Consider the following 26,015-nt stretch of genomic DNA (forward strand, 5'->3'; position numbering starts at 1 on the left):
CTGCATCGCGCCGCGGTGCCACAATCGCACCCATGTCCGAGGTCCCGGCGCCGCCCCACGGCAGCACCAACGGCAGCGCCACCGGCAGCTCGTCGACCAGTGAGGTCTCCCCCTACGTCGAGCTCGAGCGGGCCGCCTGGGCGCAGCTCGCCGGCACCGCGGAGACCGTCCTGACGCCCGAGGAGATCGTGCGGCTGCGCGGCCTCGGCGACGCCCTCGACCTGCGTGAGATCGAGCAGGTCTACCTCCCGCTCTCGCGCCTGCTCAGCCTCTACGTCGCCGCCAACTCCCGGCTCCACCGCGAGCAGGAGGAGTTCCTGCACCGCGTCACCCCGCCGCGTACTCCCTTCGTGATCGGGCTCGCCGGCTCGGTCGCGGTCGGCAAGTCGACCACCGCCCGCGTGCTCCAGCAGATGCTCGCCCACTGGCCCGAGCACCCCAACGTCGCACTGGTCACCACCGACGGCTTCCTGCTGCCGAACCGGGTCCTCGAGGACCGCGGCCTCCTGCACCGCAAGGGCTTCCCGGAGTCCTACGACCGCAAGGCGCTGCTCAAGTTCGTCATCGACATCAAGTCCGGCCGCGACGAGGTCGAGGCGCCGATCTACTCCCACCTGGTCTACGACGTCCTGCCCGACGAGAAGGTCGTGGTGAAGCGCCCCGACATCGTCATCGTCGAGGGCCTCAACGTGCTCCAGCCGGCCCGGGTGCGCGAGGACGGCCGCACGGGCCTCGCGGTCAGCGACTTCTTCGACTTCTCCGTCTACGTCGACGCCGCGCTGACCGACATCAAGCGCTGGTACGTCGACCGCTTCCTGCGGCTGCGCGAGACCGCGTTCCGCGACCCGGCGTCGTACTTCCGCAAGTACGCCGCCCTCTCCCACGACGAGGCCGTCGACCAGGCCACCCGCATCTGGGACTCCATCAACGAGCCCAACCTGGTGCAGAACGTCGCCCCCACCCGCTCCCGCGCCAACCTCGTGCTCCGCAAGGACGCCGACCACTCGGTCAAGTACGTCCGCCTCCGCAAGCTGTAGGGCCCGCTCAGAGCTTCTTCTGCAGCTCCAGCAGGGTCTCGATGGTGCGGTAGCCGAGCGCCTCGTTGACGGCGTTCATCCAGGTGTTCACCTCGGCGTTGGAGGTGTCAACGGTGACCAGCTCGGGGTACGTCGCCACCGCGAGGTCGTGGGTCGCGAGCTTCAGCGCGAGCCCGAGACGGTGGCCGCGGTGGGCCGGGTCGACGAGGGTGATGCCGACCTGCCCGGCGGCCGGGTCGGAGTCGTCCACGCGCACGTCGGACACCCCTGCCACGGAGCCGTCGGGGGCGATGGCCATCGCGGTCTGCACGTGGCGGCCGATGGCCACCTCACGCTGCTCGGCCGCGCGGATCCGCTCGGGGGTCCACTCGGAGTCCTCGAGGTCCAGCTCGCCCAGCGGCACCTCCGACATCAGCATCCCCAGCAGCCGGCCGAAGGACTCGAGGTGCTCCTCCGGACAGACCGTGTCGAAGGTGAGGATCCGGTAGCCGTCCGGCACCGGAGCCGAGGCGGCGAGCTCCTCGCGGCGCTCGAGGTAGTCGGCCAGGTTCAGCTCCTTGATCGACTCGCGGCTGGCGACGGCGTACGCCATCGCGGTGGCGAACGCCTCGGGCACGCCGGAGCCGCCCGGCGGGAGGTAGGCCTCGCTCTGGACCGTCGTACGGCCGTCTCCGGCGGCGACCACCTCGAGCTCCTCGACGAGGCGGCGGCCGATGCCCTCGCGCACCCGGTCGGGGCGGGTGTAGGCGAACGCCATCGCGGAGTGCAGGTTGTCCTGCAGGGTGCGGGTCAGCAGGCCGGCGCCGACCATCTCCCGGCCGTCGATGGCGCCGATGAGCGTGATGCCGCGCTCGGGGTTCTCGGCAGGCAGCGAGACGCGGCTCATCTCCCACACCGGCCACGGCTTGCCGGGACGGTACGCCGTCGCGGCGTGGCCGACCTCCCACCAGGCGCGCAGCGCCGCCTCGTTGTGCGGGTTGATCTGCTCGATGTCGACCACGCCCGCGACCGTAGCCGCGGTCCCCGGTGCCCGCACCCGGATATCTGAGGACGTGGTGGACGTGATCAGGGGCCGAGGACGACCAGGGCGTCCTCAGATATCGGGGTTAGAGGGACAGTTGGGTCTTCACGACGTCGGCGAGGCGGGTGGCGACGCCCTGGGCCTCGTCGTGGGTGGGGGCCTCGACCATGACGCGCACGATCGGCTCGGTGCCCGAGGGGCGCAGCAGGATGCGGCCCCGCTCCCCCAGCACGGCCTCCTCCTCGGCGACCGCCGCCGCCAGCACGGCGTCCTCGTCGGCGCGCGACTTGTCGACGCCGGAGACGTTGAGCAGGACCTGCGGCAGGCGGGTCATCACGCCGGCGAGCTCGGCCAGCGACTTGCCGGTCGTGGCCATCCGCTCCATCACGTGGAGCGTGGTGAGGATGCCGTCGCCGGTGGTGGCGTGGTCGGTGAGGATGACGTGGCCGGACTGCTCGCCGCCGAGGGAGTAGCCGGAGACCTTCATCGCCTCGAGGACGTAGCGGTCACCCACCTTCGTCTGGCGTACGCCGACGTTGTTGGCGCGCATCGCCTGCACGAACCCCAGGTTGCTCATCACCGTGGCCACGACGGTGTCCTTGGCCAGGCGTCCCTGCTCGAGGAGGGACAGCGAGAGGATCGCGAGGATCTGGTCGCCGTCGACGACGTTGCCCTCGGCGTCGACCGCCAGGCACCGGTCGGCGTCGCCGTCGAGCGCGAAGCCGGCGTGGGCGCCGTGCTCGAGCACCGCCGCCTGGAGGGACCCGAGGTGGGTCGAGCCGCAGTTGTCGTTGATGTTGAGGCCGTCGGGGTCGGCGTGGATCGCGATGACCGTCGCGCCGGCGTCCTCGAGCGCCCGCGGGCCGGCCGCGTGGGCCGCGCCCTCGGCGCAGTCGAGGACGACCTTGAGCCCCACGAGCGGGTGGGTGATCGTGCTCTCGAGGTGGGCGGCGTACTCCTCGACAGCGGAGTCGTAGACCTTGACCCGGCCGACGGCCCCGCCGGTGGGGCGGTCCCACGGCTCGCCCATGCGACGCTCGATGGCGATCTCGATCGCGTCGTCGAGCTTGTGGCCGCCCCGGGCCAGGAACTTGATGCCGTTGTCGGGCATCGGGTTGTGCGAGGCCGACAGCATGACGCCGAGGTCGGCGCCGAGGCGGTCGGTCATGTAGGCGACGCCGGGGGTGGGCAGCACGCCGAGCAGGAGCACGTCGACGCCCGCCGAGGCGAGGCCGGCCACGACGGCCGCCTCGAGGAACTGTCCCGAGATGCGCGTGTCGCGACCCACCACGGCCAAGGGGCGGTGCCCCTCGAACTCGCCGCGGTCGGCCAGGACGTGTGCTGCACAGACGGAGAGCTGCAGGGCCAGCTCCGCAGTCAGATCTGCGTTGGCCAGGCCCCGGACCCCGTCCGTGCCGAAGAGTCGCGTCATGGCGTCGGAGCCTACGTGCCAACGGCGCCGGGGACCGCACTGAGGGCCGGACATGCCACGAGGCCCGCACCGTCCGGGGACGGTGCGGGCCTCGTGAGGCTGAAGATCAGCGCTTGGAGAACTGCGAGGCCTTGCGGGCCTTCTTGAGACCAGCCTTCTTGCGCTCGACGACGCGGGCGTCGCGGGTGAGCAGGCCGGCCTTCTTCAGGGCCGGGCGGTTGGCCTCGACGTCGACGGCATTGAGCGCGCGGGCCACACCGAGGCGCAGGGCGCCGGCCTGGCCGGCGATGCCGCCGCCGTGGATGCGGGCGATGACGTCGAAACGACCCTCGAGCTGCAGCTCCACGAACGGCTCGTTCGCGATCTGCTGGTGCAGCTTGTTGGGGAAGTAGCTGTCCATCGAGCGACCGTTGATGGTCCACTCGCCGGTGCCCGGGACGATGCGGACGCGGGCGACGGCCTCCTTGCGGCGGCCGGTCGCGCCGGCGGGCGCGATGGTGGCCGGGCGGGCGGGGGTGTCGGCCGACGCGTCGCTCTCGGACGTGTAGGCAACGCCGTCGGCGTCGGTCTCGAAGGTCTCCTCGACCTCGGTGGTGTTCTCAGTCATGTGTGAGTCCTCAGTCGTCACTGGGAGATCTGCGAGATCTCGAACGGGATGGCCTTCTGGGCCGCGTGCGGGTGGTCGGGGCCGGCGTAGACCTTGAGCTTCTTCAGCATCTGGCGACCGAGCTTGTTCTTCGGGAGCATGCCCCACACGGCCTTCTCGATGGCCTTGCGGGCGTCCTTCTCGAGGAGCTCACCGAACGGGGTGGCCGAGAGGCCGCCCGGGTAGCCGGAGTGGCGGTAGGCCATCTTGGTGGTCTTCTTGGTCCCCGACAGCGCCACCTGGGACGCGTTCACGATGATCACGAAGTCGCCCATGTCCATGTGAGGAGCGAAGGTCGGCTTGTGCTTGCCGCGGAGGAGGTTCGCGGTCTGGACGGCGAGGCGGCCCAGGACCACGTCGGTGGCGTCGATGACGAGCCACTCACGCTGGATGTCAGCGGGCTTGGGGCTGTACGTGCGCACGGCGGTATCCCGTTCTGGTTCGTTGGTCCTGACCCTCGGACGAGGGACAGGTTGTGGTGCTGCGGCTTCTGACGAACACGGCCCGGTTCGCTCCCGAGCTCCGCTGGCGGAGACGAGGGATGACGTCCGGATCTGCACCCGTTCCCGGAGGGAGCGGACGCGGCAGGAGTCGCGACCAGCAAGGTTACGGCGCGGCGAGCACGGGGGTCAAAACGGCGCAGTACCACAATGAGCCGGTGCGCAACGGCGGCGTGTCCTTCTGGTGGCAGCAGGTCGGGCTGCCCTCCCCCACCGACCGGCTGGCCGGCGACGCCACGTGCGACGTCGCCATCGTAGGCGGCGGCCTGACCGGCCTCTGGACGGCGTACTACCTGCACGAGGCAGACCCCACCCTCGACATCCGGGTGCTCGAGGCGGAGTTCGCCGGCTTCGGGGCGTCGGGGCGCAACGGCGGCTGGCTGTCCAGCGAGCTCGCCGGCAGCGCCAGGACGTACGCCGACGTGGCCGGCGAGGACGGCGTCGCGCGGCTGCGTGCCGCGCTGAGGGGCACGGTCGACGAGGTCATCGGGATCGCGGCCCGCGAGGGCATCGACGCCGACATCGTGCGCAGCGGGGTGCTGACGGTCGCGCGCTCGCAGGCTCAGGCCGAGCGGCTCGACGGCGAGCTCGACGCGAGGCAGGTCGCCGAGCGGATCCGGGTGGCGGGTGCGGTCGCCGGGCACTTCGACCCCGACTGCGCGCGGGTCCAGCCAGCGAAGCTCGTGGCCGGGGTCGCCGGTGTCGTCCGTGGGCTCGGTGTGCGGATCCACGAGGACACCCGCGTCGTACGCATCGAGCCGGGCGCCGCGGTCACCGAGCACGGCACCGTCCGCGCGCCCGTCGTGCTCCGCTGCCTCGAGGGGTTCACGGCCGGGCTCTCCGGCCACCGCCGCGACTGGCTGCCGATGAACTCCGCGATCGTGGTGACCGAGCCGCTGACCGCTGCCCAGTGGGACGGCATCGGGTGGAGCGGGCAGGAGCTGCTCGGCGACGAGGCGCACGCCTACTGCTACGCCCAGCGCACCGCCGACGGGCGGATCGCGCTCGGCGGGCGCGGGGTGCCGTACCGCTTCGGCTCCCGCACCGACGTCGACGGCCGCACGCAGGACTGGACCGTCGAGTCGTTGCGCGCGACGCTGACCACTCTCTTCCCCCACTCGCCGGCATCGGCCTCGACCACGCGTGGTGCGGCGTGCTGGGCGTGCCGCGCGACTGGAGCGCGAGCGTGTCCTTCGACCCCTCGACAGGTCTCGGGCACGCGGGTGGATACGTCGGGTCGGGCCTCACCGCGACCAACCTCGCAGGACGCACGCTCCGCGACCTGGCACTGGGTGCGAGCACGGACCTGACCGCGCTCCCCTGGACCAACCACCGCGTGCGCCGGTGGGAGCCCGAGCCGCTGCGCTGGGCCGGCGTGCACGCGCTCTACCGGCTCTACCGCGCCGCCGACCGTCGCGAGGACGCTGGCCTGCCGCGCACCAGCCGCGTGGCCCGGCTGGCGAACCGGGTGGCCGGCCGCTGAATCCGTGGTCCAGGTCTCAGGGTGGACACCTGATTCGCCGTCGTGTCGGAGGCCGGACTAAGTTGAGGGGACACCCACAGACGTACAAAGACGTATGAACAGGAGCCGACGTGACCGACGTTGCGGCCAAGGATTCCCTGACTGTCACCGACAACCGGACCGGTCAGACGTACGACATCGCGATCAACGACAACACGATCGCCGCCAAGGACCTGGGACAGATCAGGCTGACCGAGGACGAGCCCGGTCTGGCCACCTACGACCCCGGCTTCGTCAACACCGCCTCGTGTCGCTCGTCGGTGACCTACATCGACGGTGACAAGGGCATCCTCGAGTACCGCGGGTACCCGATCGAGCAGCTCGCCGAGAAGTCGAACTTCCTCGAGGTGGCCTACCTCCTCATCCACGGAGAGCTGCCCACCAAGGAGCAGTACGACTCCTGGGTGCACGAGATCACCTACCACACGTTCGTGCACGAGAACGTGAAGACCTTCATGCAGGGCTTCCGTTACGACGCCCACCCGATGGGCATGCTGATGGCCTCCGTCGGCGCGCTGTCGACGTTCTACCCCGACGCTCGCAACATCAGCGACGCGGACAACCGCCACATGCAGATCGTGCGGATGATCGCGAAGATGCCGACCCTCGGCGCCTGGTCGTTCCGTCACGCGCAGGGCAAGCCCTACATCTACCCCGACAACGACCTCGGCTACACCGCCAACTTCCTCTCGATGCTCTTCAAGATGAGCGAGTCGAAGTTCGAGGCCGACCCGCGCCTGGTCAAGGCGCTCGACGTGCTCTTCATCCTGCACGCCGACCACGAGCAGAACTGCTCGACCAACGCGGTCCGCTCCGTCGGCTCCTCGCAGGTCGACCCCTACTCGGCCGTCGCGGCCGGCGTCGGCGCCCTCTACGGCCCGCTGCACGGTGGCGCCAACGAGGCGGTGCTGCGGATGCTGCGGCGCATCGGCTCGAAGGAGAACATCCCCGCCTTCATCGAGGGCGTGAAGAGCGGCAACGAGCGCCTGATGGGCTTCGGCCACCGGGTCTACAAGAACTTCGACCCGCGCGCCACGATCATCAAGAAGGCCTGCGACGACGTCTTCGAGGTCACCGGGGTCAACCCGCTCCTCGAGATCGCCAAGGAGCTGGAGAAGATCGCGCTGGAGGACGAGTACTTCGTCAAGCGCAAGCTCTACCCCAACGTCGACTTCTACTCCGGCCTGATCTACGAGGCCTTCCAGTTCCCGCCGGAGATGTTCACCGTGCTCTTCGCCATCGGCCGCACCCCGGGCTGGCTGGCCCAGTGGGCCGAGCTGGTGCAGGACAAGGACCAGAAGATCGCCCGCCCGAAGCAGATCTACACCGGCGACCGCGAGCTCACGTTCACCGCCGCCAGCGAGCGCTGGGCATAAGCACCCACCTGTACGACGAACGCCCCCGGCCGTGAGGCCCGGGGCGTTCGTCGTACGTCACCTCTCGAAGACCGCCGTGGTGCGGGCCGGGACGGTGACCGCGTCGGCGGCGACCGTGCTGCCCTTGACCACCTCGTCGGTGCCCGACGCCTGGACCGGGTGGAGCCGCCAGCCGGCACCCGTGCCGCTGACCGTCTGGGCGTCGGGGCTGGCGTTGAAGACGACCAGGATCCCGTCGCGGGCCGGGTCGGCGTCGGTGCCTTCCGTGTCGTCGACGAGCATCGCGATCACGCCCGGCTCGGCGTCGAGGAAGGACACCTTGGCCTGGATCGCGTCGAGCGAGCCGAGGCGGAAGAGGCGCGACGACATCCGGATCCGCAGCAGGTCCTGCGCCCGGGCATGGGCGGCGTCCATCGCGGCCGGGCCCGGGTCGAGGGCCGGGTCGGCCAGCAGCGGTCGCATGTAGGACCACTTCGCCTCGTTGTCGCCGCGCAGCGGCAGGCCGGAGCCGAAGGTGTTCTCCCGGCGCTGCCAGTCGATCCGGTTGAACCAGTCGCCGGAGTCGTAGGAGTTGCGGTCCAGGCTCTTGGAGCGGAGCAGGTCGGTGCCGGCGTGCCAGAACACCACACCCTGGGAGAGGGCGACGGTCGAGAGCGACACGGTGTTCATCCGGACGCGGTCGGCCATCGACGTACCCTGCGGGAGCTTGAAGGCGAGCGAGTCGTAGAGCGTCTCGTTGTCGTGGGCGTCGACGTAGGTGACCGTCTCCGACGGGTCGGCGGCGTAGCCGGCGGGCTGGCCGTTGTAGTCGACCGCCGAGCCCACGACGTCCGCGCCGCTGGAGTCGCGGAAGGAGAAGTCGGCCAGGTTGCCGGCCAGGCCGAGCTTGACCAGGTCCTGCGCGTGCAGCAGGTCGGCGAGCTGCTCCTCTGTCGTGCCGTTGGCGGGTGAGCCGTTGGGGTCGGTGTAGAGGCCGGAGCCGAAGCCCTGCACCCCCGGGTCCTCGTCGAACGGGCCGCCACCTCGTACGGCGTCGCGCAGCCGGTCGCTGAAGGACCCGATGCCCGTGCCGGCGAGGTTCTTCTGGGTCGCCTGCACGAAGCGGGCGTCGTCAGCGACCTCACCGAAGTTCCAGCCCTCGCCGTAGAGGTAGATGCCCTTCCCGTCGATGCCGTCGCGCTTGACGGTGAGGCGGTCGAGCGCCGCCCGCAGGCGCGTCATGTTCTCGAGCGAGTGGTGGCCCATCAGGTCGAAGCGGAAGCCGTTGACCTTGTACTCACGTGCCCAGGTGAGCACGGAGTCGATCATCAGCTTCTCCATCATCCGGTGCTCCGAGGCGGTGTTGGAGCAGCAGGTCGAGTTCTCGACGGTGCCGGTCGCGGAGAGCCGCTGGTAGTAGCCCGGCACCACCTTGTCGAGCACCGAGTTCGCGTCCTGGCCGGACGCGGCGGTGTGGTTGTAGACCACGTCCATCACGACCTGCAGGCCAGCGGCGTTGAGCCCCTGCACCATCCGGCGGTACTCCACGGTGCGCTTCGTGCCCTCCGGATCGGTGGCGTAGGACCCCTCCGGCGTCGTGTAGTGGAGCGGGTCGTAGCCCCAGTTGAAGCCGTCGCGCGAGCGCACCGCGTCGACGCAGGCCTGCTGCTCGGTCGAGTCCGGCGCCATCGAGGCGAGGTCGCAGGCAGGGGTCTGCTGCGCCGCGCGCCGCTCCTCGATCGTGGCGATGTCGAAGGCCGGCAGGAGGTGCACGGTGTTGAGGCCGGCGGTCGCGAGCCGGCGCAGGTGCCGCATGCCGGCGGAGTCCGGGTGCGTGAAGGCGAGGTACGTCCCGCGCTCGGCGGCAGGCACGGTCTCGTCCCCGATCGAGAAGTCACGGACGTGCAGCTCGTAGACGTTGCGGTCCTCCGGCTGGGCGATCGCCGGCGCGCGCGTGCGTGACCAGCCGGGCGGCGCCAGCGCGGGGTCGTCGAGGTCGACGACCAGCGAGGACTGCGAGTTCGCGGTGAGGGCGACGGAGTAGGGATCGGTGACCCGGTTGGTCACCACGGCGCCGGCGGCGGGAGCCCACACCGTCACGTCGTAGGTGTAGGACGCGCCCTTCCACGAGGCCGGGCCGCTCACGGTCCAGGTGCCGTCGTCCTGGCGACGCATCGGCCAGCGACGGCCGCCCACGTTGGCAGCGACGGCCTGGGCCGTCGGGGCCCACACCGCGAGCGTCGGCCGGTTGCCACGCCACGTCACGCCGAGTTTGGCGCGGTAGGCGGCGGCGTACACGTCGTCGAGGACGCCCGGCACCTGCACGCCGGTCGCGTCGTGCAGCGCGCCCCCGGTGTCGTACGACGCCACGGCGAGCTGCCCGGTGAGGATCTCCGGCACCCGGCGCTGGGCCCTCCGGTCGAGGCGGAAGACCTCGTAGTCGGCCAGCTGCGGGAAGTCGGCAAGGACGTCGTCGGGCAGGCCCTCGGGGTCGTAGGTCAGCGGGACCGAGGAGCCACCGGTGACGGCCTCGGCGTCGACGGCGAGGTCACCGGCGGTGGACCAGTGCAGCCGATAGCGCCGCGACTCCGGGTCGGGCACGTCCCAGGCGACGAGGTCGCGGCGCAGCCACTGCGCCTTGGCCCTAGTGAGGTCGGGCGAGGCACCGGCCGAGCGGGTCGAGACCTGCAGCCGGTGGGTGCTCACGTCGTAAGTGAAGAGCACCTCGACCCCTCCCGCGGGGACGTCGAACGGGATGTTGGCGCCGTCGCGGGCGCCGTCCTGGCCGTAGTTCTCGTCCCACGACAGTCCGTGGGCGACCTTGGTCTCGTAGCTGCCGGCCGGCAGCGTCGCGGCGAACGTGTAGGTGCCGTCGCCGTCGAGGTCCTTCAGCCAGCTGCGCATGCAGCCCGGCGACCAGTCCGACGGGCAGCCCAGCTCGGACTGGAAGCTGCCTGCCAGCGTGATGATCGGGCCGTTGGCGTCGGTGGTGACCCAGTGCGAGGCGTGGTCGTAGTAGAAGGTCACGTCGCGCGCGCTGTCGAGGGTGAGCGCGACGTTGGAGCCGCCACGCGCACCGCCGGCGCCGTAGTTCTCGTCCCAGGTGCCGTTGATCGCGGCCTTGTACTCGTAGCCGCCCGCGGGCAGCGTGACCGTCTTCTTCCAGACCAGGTCGTTGGCGTCGAGCGACATCTGCGCCTCGGCGCAGTCGGGCTGCCAGTCGCCGCTGCAACCGATCTCGCTGTTGTGGCTGCCGGGCATCGACACCGCGGCCGGCTGGTCGACGGGTCCGCCGCCCCCGCCGCCACCCGGCGTCGGTTCCGACTCCGGGTCGCCCACGGTGGCGTACGACGACGCGACCGACAGGTTGCCGCTGCTGTCGCGCAGCACCGCGCGGTACTCCAGCAAGGTGCCCTTCGGCATCGCGCTGACGTCGTGGAAGACGCGGTAGGGGGCGTTGTCGTCGGTGCCGAGCGCAGTCCAGTCGGTCGCGCCGGCGGCACGCCAGGCCACCGTGACCTGGTTGAAGCCGCCGTCCGGCACGCCGACGGTGATCGGCGAGCGACCGCCGACGGTGCCGCCGGCAGACGGCTTCTCGAGGTGGATCGCGGGCGCGGACCCGCGGCCGGGGATCTTGCGGTCGGCGCGCCACACCACCGCCGACAGGGGCGGCACGGTGATCTGGGTGCGGGCCTCCTCGTCGGTGCGCAGGCTCGCGCCGCCGGACGGCCAGACGCGCGTGAAGGAGCCACGGGGCACCTCGGCGGCCACGGTCACCGTCTTCGCGGTCGTGGCGTTGTTGAGGGCGACGAGGAACTCGCGCCGCTCCCCCGCGTCGATCCGGCTGAAGGCGTAGATGCCCGCGTTGTTGGAGGCATAGCGGTGCAGCTGCGCGCCGTCGGCGAGCGCGGGGTAGGTCTTCCGCAGCCGGGCGAGGTCGCGGATGGTGCGGTAGAGCGGGTGGCTCGTGTCGTAGTTGGCGTCGGCCGTGGTGGCGTCGGTGCCGATGAGGTCGTTGTCGTTGTAGGACGCGACCCGGCTCGGGAACATGTCCTCACGGGCGTCCTTGTCGCCGCCGTCGCCGACGAAGCCCTGCTCGTCGCCGTAGTAGACGACCGGCTGGCCGCGGGTGAGGTACATCAGCGCGTGTGCGAGCCGGTCGCGCTCCAGCACCGAGTCGGTGCCCTTGAGGAACGTCCCGATGCGACCCATGTCGTGGTTGCCCAGGAACGTCGGCGAGGCGTAGGCGTTGGAGTCGCTGTCGGTGTACCAGTCGTCGTTCGCGAAGAAGTCCCTGAGCCGCGTGGTCGCGTTGCCCTTCGCGAAGCCCGTGCCGGCGTCCTGGAAGCCGAAGTCCAGCGTCGCGTCGAGCCGACCCGCGGTGCTGAACGTCGACAGGTACGCCGGGTTGGCGTCGTACACCTCTCCGAAGGCGAAGAAGTCGGGGTTGCCGATCGCGCGGGCATGGTCGCGGATCGCTGGCGCGAACTGCTGCCAGAACTCGAGGTTGACGTGCTTGACGGTGTCGATCCGGAAGCCGTCGATGCCGAAGTCGACCCAGGTCTTGTAGACGTCGGTCATCCCGTCGACGACGTCGGGCTGCTCGGTGAAGAGGTCGTCGAGGCCGGAGAAGTCGCCGTAGGTGGAGGACTCGCCGGCGAACGTCGAGTCGCCGCGGTTGTGGTAGTTCGTCGGGTCGTTCAGCCAGGCCGGGACCTTGACGGTCTTGTCGGCCTCGCTGCGGAAGACCGGCGTGTAGGGGAAGGACGTCTCGGCGTCGAGCTCGGGGAACGTGTCACCACCGGCGTAGTCGCGGTCGTCGAAGGCCTGGCCCGACGCGTCGCGGAACGGCTCGACGTCCTTGCCGACGTAGGAGTACTGCTGCTCCTGGTAGTCGATGACGTCGGCGGTGTGGTTGGTGATGATGTCGAAGAAGACCTTGATCCCGCGCCGGTGGGCCTTGTCGATGAACGCCTTGAGCTCGGCGTTGGTGCCGAAGTGCGGGTCGATGCGGGTGAAGTCGGTGACCCAGTAGCCGTGGTAGCCGGCGCTCGCGTCGGCGCCGGTGCCCTGGACCGGCCTGTTCTTGAAGCTCGGGGTGAGCCAGATCGCGGTGGTGCCGAGGCCGGCGATGTAGTCGAGCCGGTCGGAGAGTCCCTTGACGTCGCCGCCGTGGAAGAAGCCCTTGTCGGTCGGGTCGAGACCGGTCGCCATCCGGTCGCCGGTGAGGCCGCCGGTGTCGTTGGCCGGGTCGCCGTTGGCGAAGCGGTCGGCCATCACGAAGTAGAAGTTCTCGCGCGTCAGCGGCGCCCGCAGCGAGGTCGCGGCCAGTCGCCGGTCGGCCGCGGTCGGTCGCCCGGACGGCTGCTCGGCCGGCGCGACGGCGATGCGGTGCGTGCTGTCGTCGTAGGAGAACCGCAGCCGGGCCGCGTGCTGGAGGACCAGCGGGATGTTGGCCCCGCCCGCGGCGCCGCCGGCGCCGTAGTTCTCGTCCCACGAGCCGTTGATCGCCACCTTGAACTCGTACGACCCCGCCGGCAGGTCGGTGACCAGCGCCCACGTGCCGTCGTCCTGGCGGGCCAGTCCCGACTGCGGGCAGTCGGGGGTCCAGTCCGACGCGCACCCGGCCTCGCTCTGGAGGCTGCCGGCCAGGGTCACCGTGGCGGGCGGGGTGTCGCGGTGGTCGGCCCGCGCCGGCGCGAGCGGCGCGAGCGAGGCGAGCAGGGTGACCAGCCCGGTGAGGGCGAGCAGCGGACGACGAGCGGGGGCGGCGGAGCGGCGCACGGGGACTCCCGAGAGGTGGGCCGAGGAATGTGGCGTGGATCACAGTAGGTGGCCGATGAGAAGGCTTGCAATGCCTGCAAGAAGTTTCATCGGGTGGCGCCGCTCCGCCCACTACACTCCGCCGCGGGAGCACGGGAGGTGTGGTGGGGACCGACGGGGCGGGCACGCTGGGATCGCTGCTGCGCGCCCTCCGGGAGGCCGCCGGCCTGTCGCAGGAGGAGCTGGCCGAACGGGCCGGGCTGAGCCCGCACGCGATCAGCGCGCTCGAGCGTGGCACCCGCACCCGCCCCTACCCCCACACCCTCCGTTCGCTGGCCACGGCCCTCGGGCTGAGCGAGGACCAGCGCGCCGGGCTGCTCGCCGCGGTGCCGGCCCGCTCGCCGCGCCAGGCCACCGATCCCGCACCGGCCCGCACCCCGCGCGACCTGCCCGCGCCGGCCACCCCACTGGTCGGACGCGACGACGACGTCGCCCGGGTCGCCGACCTGCTCCGCGCCGGCCGACTGGTGACCCTCAGCGGGCTCGGCGGTGTGGGCAAGACCCGGCTGGCCCTGGCCGCGGCGACCGCGGTGCGTCAGCGGTACGTCGACGGCGTGCGGCTGGTGGAGCTGGCTCCGCTCCTCGAGGCGGGTCAGGTGCTTCCGGCGATCGCCGATGCGGTCGACGCCCCTCGCGACCCGTCCCGCCCGGTCGCTGACGACGTGACCGAGCGGCTGCGCGGCCAGCACCTGCTCCTCGTCCTCGACAACGCCGAGCACGTGCTCGACGCCGCACCGGAGGTGGCCGCGCTCGTCGAGGCGCTGCCCGACCTGACGGTGCTCACCACCAGCCGCGCGCCGCTGAAGGTCCGGGGCGAGACGGAGTACGCCGTCGACCCCCTGGAGGTGGCCGACCTGCCGGACGGCTCGCCGTCGCCCGCGGCCCGGCTGCTGCTCGACCGTGCGCAGCGGGTGGCACCCGGCTGGGGCGCCGACCCGGCCGAGGCGGCAGCGGTCACCGCGACCTGCGAGCGGCTGGCCGGGCTGCCGCTGGCGCTGGAGCTCGCCGCCGCCCGCTCCCGGTTGCTCGACCCGAGCGCGCTCCTCGACCGGCTCGACACGGCGCTGCGGGCCGGGCCGCGCGACCTCCCACCGCGCCAGCGCACCATCCGCGCGACCCTGGACTGGAGCCACGGGCTGCTCGACGACGACGGCCGTCGCCTGCTGCGGCTGATGGGCGTCTTCGTCGGCGGCACCACCCTCGACGACCTCGAGGCGGTCGCCGGCCGGGCGGGCGCCGGCCCTCGCGACGTGGTCGCCAGCCTGGAGACGCTCGTCGAGCACTCCCTCGTCGTGGCCGAGCCGTCGGGCCGGCTGCGGCTGCTCGAGCCCGTCGCGCAGTACGCCCGCGACCTGCTCCGCGAGGCCGACGAGTGGCACACCGCCGCCGCGGCGCACGCCGGGCACTACCTGGCCGTGGCCACCGACAACAGCTCCAGCTACAAGTACGGCGGCCAGGTCGAGGCCCTCGCCCGCATCGACCTCGAGCACGCCAACTTGACCGCGGCGGCGGAGCGGTCGCTCGCCCAGGGGGACGCCGAGACGCCCGCCTGGATGGCCTGGGAGCTGTGGCTCTACTGGTGGCTCCGGGGCCACCACGACCACGGCCGGCGCTTCGCCGAGGGCGTGCTCGACCACGGCGACCGGCTGCCCTCGCGCGCGCATGGCCGCGCGGCGCTGGCTGCCGCGACGATGGCCTTCGCCATGGACGACGTCGACGCGGCCGGCGCGTGGTGGACCCGCGCCCACGAGCACGCCGGCGACGACCCCGTGACGCTGTCCAACGCCGTCGCCGGACACGGGCTGGTCGCGCTCGTGGCCGGCGACCTGCCCGCGGCCCGGGCGTGGTTCGACGAGGCGATCATGCACGCGGAGGAGGCAGGCGAGGAGGTCGAGTGGACCTGGGCGCTGGCCCACATCTGGCTCGGCACCGTGGCCCTGCTGGGCGGCGACGCGGACGAGGCCGTGCGCTGGGTCGAGGCGGGGCTCGGCTCCGCCCGGCGGCGCGAGGACCGACTGACGTCCTACATCGCGCTCTACAACCTGTTCCAGGTCGAGGTCGGTCGCGGCGACCACGCGGCCGCCCGGCGTCACCTCGAGGAGGGCACCCGACTCTCGCTGGAGACGGGCGACCAGGCCAACCTCGCCTACCTGCTCGACGCCGGCGCGGTGCTCTCAGCGGCATCGGGCCAGCACGCCCGGGTTCCCCTCCTGCTCGGCGCCGCCCAGGCGATCCGCGAGGCGCAGGGCGCGCGGGGCTACGGCTACTACCGGACCGACCCCGCGGCGATCGACGCGGCCGCCGACGACGCCCGCGCCCACCTCGGGCAGGACCGCTACGACGACGCCCTCGACACCGGCCGCGGCTACTCCACCGCGGACGCCGCGGCGCTGCTCCACGCGACGCCCGCCTGAGCCACCCGCACACCACTCGTACACCTGCGGCTGTCCGTGGTGTGCGGGCTCGCACGCTCCGAGGGTGGTGCCACGGCGCCACGACCGTGCCGCCGCCATCGCACTCGCCAGGAGCCGCCATGAGCACCACCTACGACCCGACCACCACCCGCACCGACGACGACGCCGCGAGCGCCGGCCCGCCGGGCCGCGGCTGGGTGCTCGCCGGCATCGGCGCCGCCGTCCTGGGCATCGTCGGCGGCGTCGCCAGCGGGATGGTCGACGCGGTCTACGACGCCGACGTCTCGGGCGACCCCGACGCGATCACGGCCCGGCTCGCCGACCAGCTGCCGCAGATCCTGGTCTTCCACACCGCGACCATGGTGTCCTGCGTGCTCCTCGTGCTGTTCAGCGTCGGGCTGCACGCCCAGCTCCAGCGTCGTACGGCACCGGGCAGCCTGGTCCCGGGCGTGGCAGCCGCCGGACTCGGCCTGGTCGCCGTCGCCCAGCTCCTCGGGGCCGGGCTCACCACCGAGTTCGCGTTCGCGCTGGCCGAGGACACCGACCTGGTGCTGCCGGAGAGCGCGGCGTTCTTCAACCACTGGATCGGCACGATCCCGTGGCTGTGGGGCGGTGCCGGACTCGCCGGTCTCGCGCTCGCCCGCGCGGCGAAGCAGGGTGCCTACGCCCCGTGGCTGCGCTGGACCAGCCTGGGGCTGGGCGGACTGACCGCCCTCTTCCTGGTCAGCCCGCTGCAGTACATGGCGGGCATGACGGGCCCGGTCTGGTTGCTCGTGGTGTCGCTCGGCCTGCTCCGCACCGCGCGCGAGGCGTGAGATGACGACGGGGCTGCGGGTCGTCGCCGCGACGGACGACCGTGCCGACGCCGGCTTCGCGTCGTACGTCGCTGCGCGACGCCCCGCGCTCCTCCGCTGGGCGCGGGCGGTCGCCGGCGACCCACACACCGCCGAGGACCTGCTGCAGGCCTCGCTCGTGCGGGTCCTCCCCCACTGGGGCGGCCTGCGCGAGGAGGCGGCCGCCGACGCCTACGTGCGCCGCACCATCACCCGCCTGCACGTCAGCTGGCAGCGCCAGCCGTGGCGGCGCGACGAGCGCCCCTCGGACCTGCTGCCCGAGCTGGTCGGCCACGTCGACGAGACCGATCCGCACGACGACGGCGAGCTGTGGGCCCTCGTCCTGGCCCTGCCCGACCAGCAGCGGGCCGCCGTGGCGCTGAGGTTCTACGAGCAGCTCAGCGTCGCCGAGACCGCGACCGTCCTCGGCTGCTCCACCGGCACCGTCAAGTCCAACACCAGTCGCGGCCTGGCCGCGCTCCGCCGGCTCGCCACCGACACGGCGCTGGCCGGCTGACCCCCTGACCCACGCGAGAGGAACGCCATGACCGCCTGGCTGCCCGCCGACTTCCGCCACCCCACCCGGGTGGACGTGCCGTTCGGCCACCACCTGCGCCCGATCAGACCCGACGACACCGACCTCGACATGGTGGCCGTGATGGGCTCGCGCGAGCGGCTGTGGAGCATCTACGGGGAGGCGTGGGGGTGGCCGCCGGCGGGGATGACGCACGAAGCGGACCGGGCCGACCTGGCGCGCCACGCGGCCGAGATGGAGACGCACGAGTCCTTCAACTACGCCCTCCTCGACACCGACGAGACGGCGCTGCTGGGCTGTGTCTACATCGACCCGCCCGAGAAGCCCGGTGCCGACGCCGAGATCTCCTGGTGGGTGGTGGACGAGTGCGTCGGCACGGAGCTCGAGCAGGCGCTGGACGAGCTCGTCCCTCGCTGGATCGCCGAGGACTGGCCCCTCACGAACCCGCGCTACGTCGGACGCGACCTGTCGTGGGCGCAGTGGCTCGCGCTGCCGGACCTGCCGCGATGATCCACGCCGGGATCCCCGCCCCACGACGCTCGACCGAGGTCTCTGCAGCTTCCCAGCCACTTCTCAGGGCATCCACAGGGTCGCGGAGCACGCTCGGAGTCATGAGCGACGCACAGACACCCCAGGACGGCGGCCAGGCTCCCCAGCCGGCCGCGCAGAACCCCTACCAGCACCCCACCACCTCGTGGCCGGGCGGCGGGTCGGGCGGCGGTGTCACGGCGACCCAGCAGCCCCCTGCGCCGCGTCGGCGTCGTACGGGACTCGCTGCCGCGGTCGTCGCCACGTCCCTCCTCGTGGGTGGCGGCGCCGGAGTCGGCGGGGCGGCCTTCTGGGACGCCACCCACGAGGAACCCACCAGCACCGCGAGCTCGCAGAGCCCGACGGCCTCCACCGTGAGCCAGACCCAGACGCCCGCTGCCGACGGGTCGGTCGAGTCGGTGGCGCAGAAGGTGCTGCCGAGCGTGGTGAAGATCGATGTGTCCGGCGCCCAGGAGAGCGGGTCGGGGTCCGGCATCATCCTCACCGCCGACGGCACGATCCTCACCAACAACCACGTCGTCGAGCTGGCCGCCGACGGCGGCTCGCTGAAGGTCTCCTTCAACGACGGCACCAGCGCCGACGCCGAGATCCTCGGCACCGACCCGCTGACCGACACCGCGGTGATCAAGGCCCAGGGCGTCTCCGACCTGACGCCCGCCACGATCGGCAAGTCCGCCAACCTCGGCGTCGGCGAGGGCGTCGTGGCCGTCGGCTCGCCGTTCGGCCTCGACGCGACCGTGACCAGCGGCATCGTCAGCGCGCTCAACCGCCCGGTCAACGTCGGCACCGACGACCAGGGCAACTCCACGACGTACCCCGCGATCCAGACCGACGCGGCGATCAACCCGGGCAACTCCGGCGGGCCGCTGGCCGACATGACCGGAGCCGTGATCGGGATCAACTCCTCGATCCGCACCGCCGCGTCGAGCTCGGGCTACGGCTCCTCGGGCCAGTCCGGCTCGATCGGCCTCGGCTTCGCGATCCCGATCGACGAGGTCATGCCGATCGTCGACCAGATGGCCAAGGGCGAGACCCCGACCCACGCCCGGCTCGGCATCACCGTCGGCAACCCGCAGACCGGTGACGACGCCGGCGCGGTCGTGAAGGACGTGACGTCCGGGTCGACCGCCGACAAGGCCGGGCTGGCCTCCGGCAGCGTGATCACCAAGGTCGACGACCAGCGCATCACCGACGCCGACTCGCTGGTGGCAACGATCCGGTCCTACCGCCCCGGCGACACCGTCAGCGTCACCTGGTCCAGCAACGGCAAGGAGCAGAGCGCGGACCTCGTGCTCGACAGCGACGCCACGAGCAGCACCAGCTGACTGACCCCCTCGCCCGGATTCGGCCGGCCGCGCCATGATGGTGCGGCCGGCCCTTTCCTACCGAGGAGTCACATGCAGCTCGAGCTCAGTCCCGAGGACGCGGAGTTCCGTGACCGGATGCGGGAGTTCTTCACCACCAAGGTCCCCCAGGAGATCCGCGACACCGTGCTCGAGGGGCGCCACCTCAGCCGGGACCAGATCGTCGAGGCGCAGCGCAGCCTCAACGCCGAGGGGCTCGCGGTGCCGCACTGGCCGGTCGAGTGGGGCGGGCAGGACTGGACCGAGCTCCAGCGGCACCTCTGGCACGAGGAGATGCAGCGTGCCGGCGTGCCGATCCCGCTGGCGTTCAACGCCTCGATGATCGGCCCGGTGCTCGCACAGTTCGGCACCCAGGAGCAGAAGGAGCGCTTCCTCGCGGCCACGGCCAACCTCGACATCTGGTGGTCGCAGGGCTTCTCCGAGCCCGACGCGGGCTCCGACCTCGCGAGCCTGCGCACCACCGCGGTGCGCGACGGCGACGACTGGGTCGTCAACGGCCAGAAGACGTGGACCACGCTCGGCCAGCACGGCGACTGGATCTTCACGCTCGTGCGCACCGACCCCGAGGTGAAGAAGCAGGCCGGCATCTCGATGCTCCTCATCGACATGACCTCCCCCGGCGTCGAGGTCCGGCCGATCGAGCTGATCGACGGCGGCCACGAGGTCAACGAGGTGTGGTTCTCCGACGTCCGCGTGCCCGGCGACCTGCTGGTCGGCGAGCTCAACGGCGGCTGGACGATCGCCAAGTTCCTCCTCGGCAACGAGCGCGTCGGGGTCGCGCCGGTCGGGGCGACCAAGCGGGCGCTGTCCGCGCTCAAGGCCAACGCCGGGCCGCTGCTCGACGACCCGCTCGTCCGCGCCCGCGTCGCCGAGCTGGAGAACGACCTGCTCGCCCTCGAGCTCACCGCGCTGCGCGTGGTCGCGCACTCCTCCGACGGTGCGCCCCACCCGGCCTCGTCGGTGCTCAAGCTCCGTGGCACCGAGCTCCAGCAGGCGGTGAGCGAGCTCGCGCTGGACCTCGCCGGCCCGGCGTCGCTGGCCGCGCGCGCCGACGACGGGTCACCGCAGGCCGGCTGGGCCAGGCGGTCCGCGCCGACCTACCTCAATCTGCGCAAGGCCTCGATCTACGGCGGGTCCAACGAGATCCAGCGCCAGATCATCAGCCGCACGATCCTGGGACTGTGAGGAGCTGACCATGGACTTCACCTACGACGACGAGCAGCAGGCCCTGCGTGAGGCCGTCCGCGGCCTCCTCGCGACGACGTACGCCGACCACGAGGCGCGGCGACGCACCGTGGCCGACGATCCCGGGTTCGACGAGGCCCTGTGGGGCCGGCTGGCCGAGATGGGCGTCCTCGGCCTGCCCTTCAGCGAGGACGACGGCGGCGTCGGCGCCGGTCCGGTCGAGATCGGCATCGTGTGCCAGGAGCTCGGCCGGGTGCTCGCGCCCGAGCCCTACCTCGCCAGCGTCGTGCACGCCGGCGGCCTCGTGGCCGCGATCGGCACGGCCGAGCAGAAGGCCGACCTGCTGGGCCGGTTGAGCGCCGGCGAGGTCGTCCTCGCCGCTGCCGACACCTCCCCCGGCGCGCGCTGGGCGTCGGCCACCGACGGGGTCACGGCCTCCGTCGACGGCGACGCGTGGAGCCTGGACGGCGTGGCCGACCCGGTCGTCGGTGGCGCTCGCGCGGACCACCTCGTGGTCACGGCCGCGTTGCCCGACGGCGGCACCGGCGTCTTCCTCGTGGCGGGCGCCGACGTCGAGCGCACCGGCTACGTCGCCGCCGACCTCACCCGCGCCGCCTCCGTGCGCTTCGACGCGACGGCCGCCACGCCGCTCGGCGAGCCCGGGCGCGACGTCGGCCCGAGCATCGCCACCATCAGCGACCTGACCCGCATCATGGGGGCCAACGAGGCGCTCGGCGTGATGCAGAGCCAGGTGCGCGCCACGACCGACTACCTGAAGTCACGCAAGCAGTTCGGGGTCACCCTGAACACCTTCCAGGCGCTGAACTTCCGGGCGGCCGACATGTACGTCTCGCTCGAGATGGCCCAGAGCATGGTCGACTGGGCGACGATGACGATCGCCCTCGGGGACGCCGACGCGGTGGCCGACGCCGCCGACCGGGTCGGGCTGACCATCAGCCGCACCAGCCGCCACGTCGGTCAGGAGGCGATCCAGCTGCACGGCGGCATCGGCATGACCGCGGAGTACGCCGTCGGGGTCGGCACCGCGCACCTCGAGGTGCTCGAGCAGTGGCTCGGCAACGGCGGCCACCACCTGGCCCGGCTCGCGGCACGCGTCGACGACCACGACCTCGTCGAAGCCATCTGATGGACCTCTCGCTCACCGAGGACCAGCAGGCCTTCCGGGCGCTCGCGCGCGACTTCCTCGAGCGCGAGGCGGTGCCCCACCGGATGCAGTGGGACCACGACGAGTCGGTCGACCTGGCGATCGTGCCGAAGATGGCCGACCTCGGCTTCTTCGGGCTCACCATCCCCGAGGAGTACGGCGGCGTCGGCGGCGACTACGTCACCTACTCCCTCGCCATGGAGGAGCTCGGCCGGGCCGACTCCGCGCTGCGCGGGATCGTGTCGGTGAGCAGCGGACTGGTGGGCAAGTCGATCCTCTTCCACGGCACGGAGGAGCAGAAGCAGGAGTGGCTGCCGCAGCTCGCGGCGGCAACGTCGCTCGGCTGCTTCGGCCTCACCGAGCCCGGCACCGGCTCCGACGCCGGCAACCTCACCTCCCGGGCGACCCGCGACGGGTCGGACTGGGTGATCAACGGGCAGAAGCTCTTCATCACCAACGGCACCTGGGCCGACGTCGCGCTCGTCTTCGCACGCACCAGCGACGACGGCCCACGCGGCGTCACGGCGTTCCTGGTGCCGACCGACAGCGGCGGCTTCGAGGCGCGCGAGGTGCGCGGCAAGCTCGGGCTGCGCGGCCAGGCGACCGCCGAGCTGTTCCTCAACGACGTACGGGTGCCGGACGGTGCGCGGCTCGGCGAGGTCGGCCAGGGCTTCAAGATCGCGATGGGCACCCTCGACAAGGGCCGGCTGGCGGTGGCCTCGGGCTGCGTCGGGATCGTGCAGGGCTGCCTCGAGGCGTCGGTGTCGTACGCCACGCAGCGCACGCAGTTCGGCAAGCCGATCGCGTCATTCCAGCTCGTCCAGGACCTCATCGCCGACATGTCCGTCGACGCCGACGCGGCCCGCCTGCTGGCCTGGCGCTGCGCCGACCTGATCGACCGCGGCGAGCCCTACGGCGTGGCCGCGTCGAAGGCCAAGCTCTTCGCCTCCGAGGCCGCGGTCCGCGCAGCCAACAACGCCGTGCAGGTGCACGGGGGCGCCGGCTACGTCGACGACTTCCCCGTCGCGAAGTACCTCCGCGACGCCCGCGTGATGACCCTCTACGAAGGCACCTCGCAGATCCAGAAGCTGCTCATCGGCCGCGCGGAGACCGGCGTCAGCGCCTTCTGACCTCTGGACGGCGGGTCCCGGCGGGAGCACCATCGCTCCATGGGCATCGAGGTGCTCCCGGCCTCCGCCGACCGGTGGGCGGACGTCGCACGGGTGATGCAGACGCCGGGCGACCCCGAGGCCTGCTGGTGCCAGGTCTTCCGCCACCCGCGCGAGGACTGGGACGCGCGCCCGGTGTCGCAGAACACCGTCGACCTGCGCGCCCTCGTGGAGGGCGGCCTGCGCCCCGGCCTGGTGGCGTACGACGACGGGGAACCGGTCGGCTGGTGCTCGGTCGCGCCGCTGTCCGAGCTCGTCCGGATCACCACCTCGCCGTACTTCGCCGCGCTGCGGCCCGAGGGCGAGGACCTCAGCGGGCGCTGGGCGGTGACCTGCTTCGTGGTGACGGAAGCGGCCCGCGGCTCCGGCCTGGTCGACGTACTCCTCGCCGCCGCCGTCGCCCACGCCCGCGATCGGGGTGCGACCAGCGTCGAGGGCATCCCCCTCGACACCGAGGCCGCGGAGCACGTCACCCCCGACGAGCTCTTCGGTGGCACGCTCGCCGCCTTCACCTCCGCCGGCTTCAGCGAGACCGGCCGCCTCGGGCCCGACCGGGTGCTCGCCGTCCGCCACCTCTGACCGCTGGCGCTTCATCGGCGTCCGTGCTCAGACTGAGGCCTGTGTGGTCCTGGTGACGTGCCTTGCGCGTCACCAGGACCACGCTGTCGGTGGAATCCCCGGATATCCGGGGACTCTCACACCAGCCGCTTCTGGAAGTCCCCCAACCGCGCGACGGGGCGGAAGCCCAGCGCCTCGTTGACGCCGATCATGTGGCTGTTCACCTCGGCGTTGTAGGTCGTCAGCCGGGTGACGTCGGGCCGCGAGGCCTGGAGCAGCCGGAGGTTCGCGACCTTGACCGCGATGCCGAGCCGGTGGCCGCGGTGCTCGCCCAGGACGAGGGTGCCCCACTGGTAGGCGCGGCCCGGCTCGTGGACCGTCGTCGCGAGGTCGGAGTAGGCGACGAGCTCGCCGGAGGCCGAGAGCGCGACGGTGTTGTACTTCGTGCGCCCCTGCCGGGCGATCGTCGCCTCGCGCTCGCGCACCACCTCGGTGCTGACCGCCTCGGGCTCGAGCTCGAGCTCGCCCGTCGGTGCCTCGGTCGCCAGCGACGACGTCAGCTCGGCCCACCCCTGCAGCAGCTCGTCTGGCACCGGCCCCTCCCAGGAGCGCAGCTCGTACGCCGCGTGGGCCGCGGCCGCCGACTCCGCCAGGTCCGCCAGCACGGCGTCGTCGACCGGCAGCGCGAGCTCGCGTTGCACCTCGTTGAGCGCGAGCTCGTAGCCGCGGGCACGCGCGAACAGCGGCCCGGCCTCGCCGTCACCCAGAGGCCCCGCGTCCCACGACCACCCGACCAGGCCGGTCACCACCGTCCGGCCGCGGCGCCGCGCCTCGTCCTCGGCGCGCGCGAGCAGGACGGTGCCGATCCCCTGCCGCTGCCGGGACGGGTCGACGTGCACGTCGAGCTCGGCGAGCTCGAGGTTGTCGAGCAGCGGCGTGCGGATGAAGCCGGCCCCGACGACCTCACCGGCGACGACCGCGGACCAGCCGCCCGACCACGCGGCCGACCCGGGGTGCTGCATGACCGCGCGCAGCTCCTCGAGCTGCCACGGCGTCGCCGCGGCACCCAGCGCATGCTGGGCGCGGAGGTAGACCGCGTGCCACGCCTCGAAGGCTGCGTCGTCGAAGGGATCGAGGTCGACGACCTCGAGCCCGGCCGGTGGGGCGCTCATCGGCTGCGCGCCACCCGGCCCTCGTCCCAGACCGGTCCGTCGGACTCGTAGACCTCGCCGTCGGCGCCGTAGACCAGGAAGCGGTCGAAGCCGCGGGCGAACCAGCGGTCGTGGGTCACCGCGAGCACGGTGCCCTCGAAGGCCTCGAGGCCGGCCTCGAGCGCCTCGGCGGACTGCACGTCGAGGTTGTCGGTGGGCTCGTCGAGCAGGAGCAGCGTCGCGCCGGAGAGCTCGAGCAGCAGGATCTGGAAGCGCGCCTGCTGGCCACCGCTGAGCGACTCGAACTTCTGCTCACCGGCGTGGGCGAGCTCGTAGCGGTCGAGCACCCGGCTCGCGGCCTCGCGGCCCATGCCGGTGCGCCCGTCGGGTCGCCCGTCGCCGCGGTGCAAGATCTCCAGCAGCGTGCGGCCGAGCAGCTCGGGGTGCTCGTGCGTCTGCACGAACCAGCCCGGGCGCACCCGCGCACCGAGCTTGGCGTTGCCGGTGTGCAGCACCGGCGCAGGCGGGTCGCCGACCGGCTGGTGCTCGATGTCGGGGTCGCTGCCGCCGGCGGCCAGCAGCCGCAGGAAGTGCGACTTGCCGGAGCCGTTGGAGCCCAGCACCGCGACGCGCTCGCCGTACCAGACCTCGAGGTCGAACGGCTTCATCAGCCCGCTCAGCTCGAGGTCGGTGCAGACCACGGCCCGCTTGCCGGTGCGGCCGCCCTTGAGCCGCATCTTCACCTGCTGCTCGCGCGGCTGCTCGGTCGGCGGACCGGCGTCCTCGAACTTCTTCAGCCGCGTCTGGGCCGCGCGGTACTGCGAGGACATGCCGTCGTTGTACTCGGACTTGATCTTGAGCCGGAGCACGAGTGCCTTGATCTTGGCGTGCTCCTCGTCCCAGCGCCGCCGCATCTCCTCGAGCCGCTCGAACCGGTCCGAGCGCGCCTCGTGGTAGCTCGCGAAGCCGCCCGGGTGGGTCCACACGAGGTTGCCGTCACTGCCGAGCTCGACGGTGACGATGCGGGTCGCGGTGTTGTTGAGCAGCTCGCGGTCGTGGCTGATGAACAGGATCGTCTTGGCCGACTCACGGATCCGGTCCTCGAGCCAGATCTTGCCCGGCACGTCGAGGTAGTTGTCCGGCTCGTCGAGCAGCAGGACCTGGTCGGGCCCGCGCAGGAGGTACTCCAGCACCAGCCGCTTCTGCTCACCGCCCGAGAGCGTGCTGAGCAGCCGGTGGCGTGCGCGGTCGAACGGCATTCCCATCGCTGCGGTCGTGCACACGTCCCACGTCACCTCGACGTCGTACCCGCCGGCGTCGGCGTACTCCCCCAGCGCAGTGGCGTACGACATCTGGGTGGCCTCGTCGTCGGCGTCCATCAGCGCGAGCTCGGCGGCGTCGACCGCCTCCGCGGCGCTGCGGACCCGCGGTGGGGCGACGCTGAGCAGCAGGTCGTGGACGGTCTCGTCGCCGCCGCCGTGGCCGACGAACTGGCGCATCACGCCGAGCCCGCCCGACCGGGTGACGACGCCCCCGTGCGGGGTCAGGTCGCCGGTGACGATCCGCAGCAGGGTGGTCTTGCCGGCCCCGTTGGCGCCCACGAGGGCGACCTTCTGGCCGTCGCCGACCCGGAAGCTGACGTCGTCGAGGAGCACCCGACCGTCCGGCAGCTCGTACCTCACACCTGCAACGTCGACGTGTCCCACGCGGAGGATTGTCGCAAGCGATCCCGCACCCCGTCGCGTGGTTATCCGCG

Annotated in this window: 20 protein-coding genes; 13 read left to right on the forward strand and 7 right to left on the reverse strand. The window is 72.1% G+C overall.

Annotated features, from left to right (window positions below):
• The first annotated feature begins 32 nt into the window (after positions 1–32).
• Positions 33–1,037: a type I pantothenate kinase gene (gene coaA, locus J2X46_RS03450; protein WP_310246905.1), complete on the forward strand. Its 1,005-nt coding sequence runs from the start codon at positions 33–35 to the stop codon at positions 1,035–1,037.
• 7 nt (positions 1,038–1,044) lie between these two features.
• Here coaA and J2X46_RS03455 read toward each other — a convergent pair whose 3' ends face one another.
• From J2X46_RS03455 to rplM, 4 genes are all read right to left on the reverse strand, one after another.
• Positions 1,045–2,037: a hypothetical protein gene (locus J2X46_RS03455; RefSeq protein WP_310246907.1), complete on the reverse strand. Its 993-nt coding sequence runs from the start codon at positions 2,035–2,037 to the stop codon at positions 1,045–1,047.
• Positions 2,038–2,143: 106 nt separating this feature from the next.
• A complete protein-coding gene (gene glmM / locus J2X46_RS03460; protein ID WP_310246910.1) occupies positions 2,144–3,490 on the reverse strand; it encodes a phosphoglucosamine mutase in 1,347 nt (448 codons plus the stop codon).
• A 106-nt stretch (positions 3,491–3,596) separates the two neighbouring features.
• Entirely contained in the window at positions 3,597–4,097 is a 501-nt protein-coding gene (rpsI, locus tag J2X46_RS03465) for a 30S ribosomal protein S9 (RefSeq protein ID WP_310246911.1), read from the reverse strand.
• A 17-nt stretch (positions 4,098–4,114) separates the two neighbouring features.
• Entirely contained in the window at positions 4,115–4,558 is a 444-nt protein-coding gene (gene rplM / locus J2X46_RS03470) for a 50S ribosomal protein L13 (RefSeq protein WP_310246914.1), read from the reverse strand.
• 236 nt (positions 4,559–4,794) lie between these two features.
• On the opposite strand from rplM, the gene J2X46_RS03475 reads away from it, so the two are divergent.
• The 3 genes from J2X46_RS03475 (at position 4,795) to J2X46_RS03485 (ending at position 7,534) form a co-directional block, all read left to right on the forward strand.
• A complete protein-coding gene (locus J2X46_RS03475) occupies positions 4,795–5,946 on the forward strand; it encodes an FAD-binding oxidoreductase (protein ID WP_310246917.1) in 1,152 nt (383 codons plus the stop codon).
• Positions 5,947–5,972: 26 nt separating this feature from the next.
• Positions 5,973–6,119, forward strand: coding sequence for a hypothetical protein (locus J2X46_RS03480; protein WP_310246920.1), 147 nt, complete (start codon positions 5,973–5,975; stop codon positions 6,117–6,119).
• Positions 6,120–6,229: 110 nt separating this feature from the next.
• A complete protein-coding gene (locus J2X46_RS03485; protein ID WP_310246924.1) occupies positions 6,230–7,534 on the forward strand; it encodes a citrate synthase in 1,305 nt (434 codons plus the stop codon).
• 57 nt (positions 7,535–7,591) lie between these two features.
• Here J2X46_RS03485 and pulA read toward each other — a convergent pair whose 3' ends face one another.
• Positions 7,592–13,297 (reverse strand): pullulanase-type alpha-1,6-glucosidase, encoded by a 5,706-nt coding sequence (pulA, locus tag J2X46_RS03490; protein WP_310246928.1) that lies wholly within the window; start codon positions 13,295–13,297, stop codon positions 7,592–7,594.
• Between the two features lie 143 nt (positions 13,298–13,440).
• On the opposite strand from pulA, the gene J2X46_RS03495 reads away from it, so the two are divergent.
• The 9 genes from J2X46_RS03495 to J2X46_RS03535 all read left to right on the forward strand — a co-directional run bounded on the left by J2X46_RS03495 (position 13,441) and on the right by J2X46_RS03535 (position 23,129).
• The gene (locus tag J2X46_RS03495; protein WP_310246930.1) at positions 13,441–15,750 is read left to right on the forward strand and encodes a helix-turn-helix domain-containing protein; all 2,310 of its coding nucleotides are present in this window, start codon (positions 13,441–13,443) and stop codon (positions 15,748–15,750) included.
• Between the two features lie 119 nt (positions 15,751–15,869).
• Entirely contained in the window at positions 15,870–16,565 is a 696-nt protein-coding gene (locus J2X46_RS03500) for a hypothetical protein (protein ID WP_310246933.1), read from the forward strand.
• Position 16,566: 1 nt separating this feature from the next.
• Positions 16,567–17,100, forward strand: coding sequence for a SigE family RNA polymerase sigma factor (locus J2X46_RS03505; protein ID WP_310246937.1), 534 nt, complete (start codon positions 16,567–16,569; stop codon positions 17,098–17,100).
• 27 nt (positions 17,101–17,127) lie between these two features.
• Positions 17,128–17,628, forward strand: a complete 501-nt coding sequence (locus J2X46_RS03510; protein ID WP_310246938.1) for a GNAT family N-acetyltransferase — start codon at positions 17,128–17,130, stop codon at positions 17,626–17,628.
• Between the two features lie 101 nt (positions 17,629–17,729).
• Complete coding sequence (locus J2X46_RS03515) at positions 17,730–18,992, forward strand: trypsin-like peptidase domain-containing protein (protein ID WP_310246940.1); 1,263 nt, start codon at positions 17,730–17,732, stop codon at positions 18,990–18,992.
• A 72-nt stretch (positions 18,993–19,064) separates the two neighbouring features.
• Positions 19,065–20,216, forward strand: coding sequence for an acyl-CoA dehydrogenase family protein (locus J2X46_RS03520; protein WP_310246943.1), 1,152 nt, complete (start codon positions 19,065–19,067; stop codon positions 20,214–20,216).
• Between the two features lie 10 nt (positions 20,217–20,226).
• Positions 20,227–21,363 (forward strand): acyl-CoA dehydrogenase family protein, encoded by a 1,137-nt coding sequence (locus J2X46_RS03525; RefSeq protein WP_310246945.1) that lies wholly within the window; start codon positions 20,227–20,229, stop codon positions 21,361–21,363.
• Positions 21,363–22,511, forward strand: a complete 1,149-nt coding sequence (locus J2X46_RS03530; RefSeq protein ID WP_310246948.1) for an acyl-CoA dehydrogenase family protein — start codon at positions 21,363–21,365, stop codon at positions 22,509–22,511. The genes J2X46_RS03525 and J2X46_RS03530 overlap by 1 nt, the downstream gene beginning before the upstream one ends.
• A 39-nt stretch (positions 22,512–22,550) precedes the next feature.
• Entirely contained in the window at positions 22,551–23,129 is a 579-nt protein-coding gene (locus J2X46_RS03535) for a GNAT family N-acetyltransferase (RefSeq protein ID WP_310246949.1), read from the forward strand.
• A 116-nt stretch (positions 23,130–23,245) separates the two neighbouring features.
• Here J2X46_RS03535 and J2X46_RS03540 read toward each other — a convergent pair whose 3' ends face one another.
• Positions 23,246–24,280 (reverse strand): GNAT family N-acetyltransferase, encoded by a 1,035-nt coding sequence (locus J2X46_RS03540; protein WP_310246951.1) that lies wholly within the window; start codon positions 24,278–24,280, stop codon positions 23,246–23,248.
• Entirely contained in the window at positions 24,277–25,965 is a 1,689-nt protein-coding gene (locus J2X46_RS03545; protein ID WP_310246953.1) for an ATP-binding cassette domain-containing protein, read from the reverse strand. Before J2X46_RS03545 ends, J2X46_RS03540 begins: the two co-directional genes overlap by 4 nt.
• Between the last annotated feature and the right edge of the window lie 50 nt (positions 25,966–26,015).

Source organism: Nocardioides sp. BE266 (genome assembly GCF_031457855.1).
GTDB lineage: Bacteria > Actinomycetota > Actinomycetes > Propionibacteriales > Nocardioidaceae > Nocardioides.

Coding starts and splice junctions, on each gene's coding strand:
- J2X46_RS03525 (WP_310246945.1), top strand. CDS start 20,227: ATGGACTTCACCTACGACGACGAGCAGCAGGCCCTGCGTGAGGCCGTC.
- J2X46_RS03515 (WP_310246940.1), top strand. CDS start 17,730: ATGAGCGACGCACAGACACCCCAGGACGGCGGCCAGGCTCCCCAGCCG.
- J2X46_RS03500 (WP_310246933.1), top strand. CDS start 15,870: ATGAGCACCACCTACGACCCGACCACCACCCGCACCGACGACGACGCC.
- J2X46_RS03505 (WP_310246937.1), top strand. CDS start 16,567: ATGACGACGGGGCTGCGGGTCGTCGCCGCGACGGACGACCGTGCCGAC.
- J2X46_RS03530 (WP_310246948.1), top strand. CDS start 21,363: ATGGACCTCTCGCTCACCGAGGACCAGCAGGCCTTCCGGGCGCTCGCG.
- J2X46_RS03520 (WP_310246943.1), top strand. CDS start 19,065: ATGCAGCTCGAGCTCAGTCCCGAGGACGCGGAGTTCCGTGACCGGATG.
- coaA (WP_310246905.1), top strand. CDS start 33: ATGTCCGAGGTCCCGGCGCCGCCCCACGGCAGCACCAACGGCAGCGCC.
- J2X46_RS03510 (WP_310246938.1), top strand. CDS start 17,128: ATGACCGCCTGGCTGCCCGCCGACTTCCGCCACCCCACCCGGGTGGAC.
- rpsI (WP_310246911.1), bottom strand. CDS start 4,097: ATGACTGAGAACACCACCGAGGTCGAGGAGACCTTCGAGACCGACGCC.
- glmM (WP_310246910.1), bottom strand. CDS start 3,490: ATGACGCGACTCTTCGGCACGGACGGGGTCCGGGGCCTGGCCAACGCA.
- J2X46_RS03540 (WP_310246951.1), bottom strand. CDS start 24,280: ATGAGCGCCCCACCGGCCGGGCTCGAGGTCGTCGACCTCGATCCCTTC.
- J2X46_RS03535 (WP_310246949.1), top strand. CDS start 22,551: ATGGGCATCGAGGTGCTCCCGGCCTCCGCCGACCGGTGGGCGGACGTC.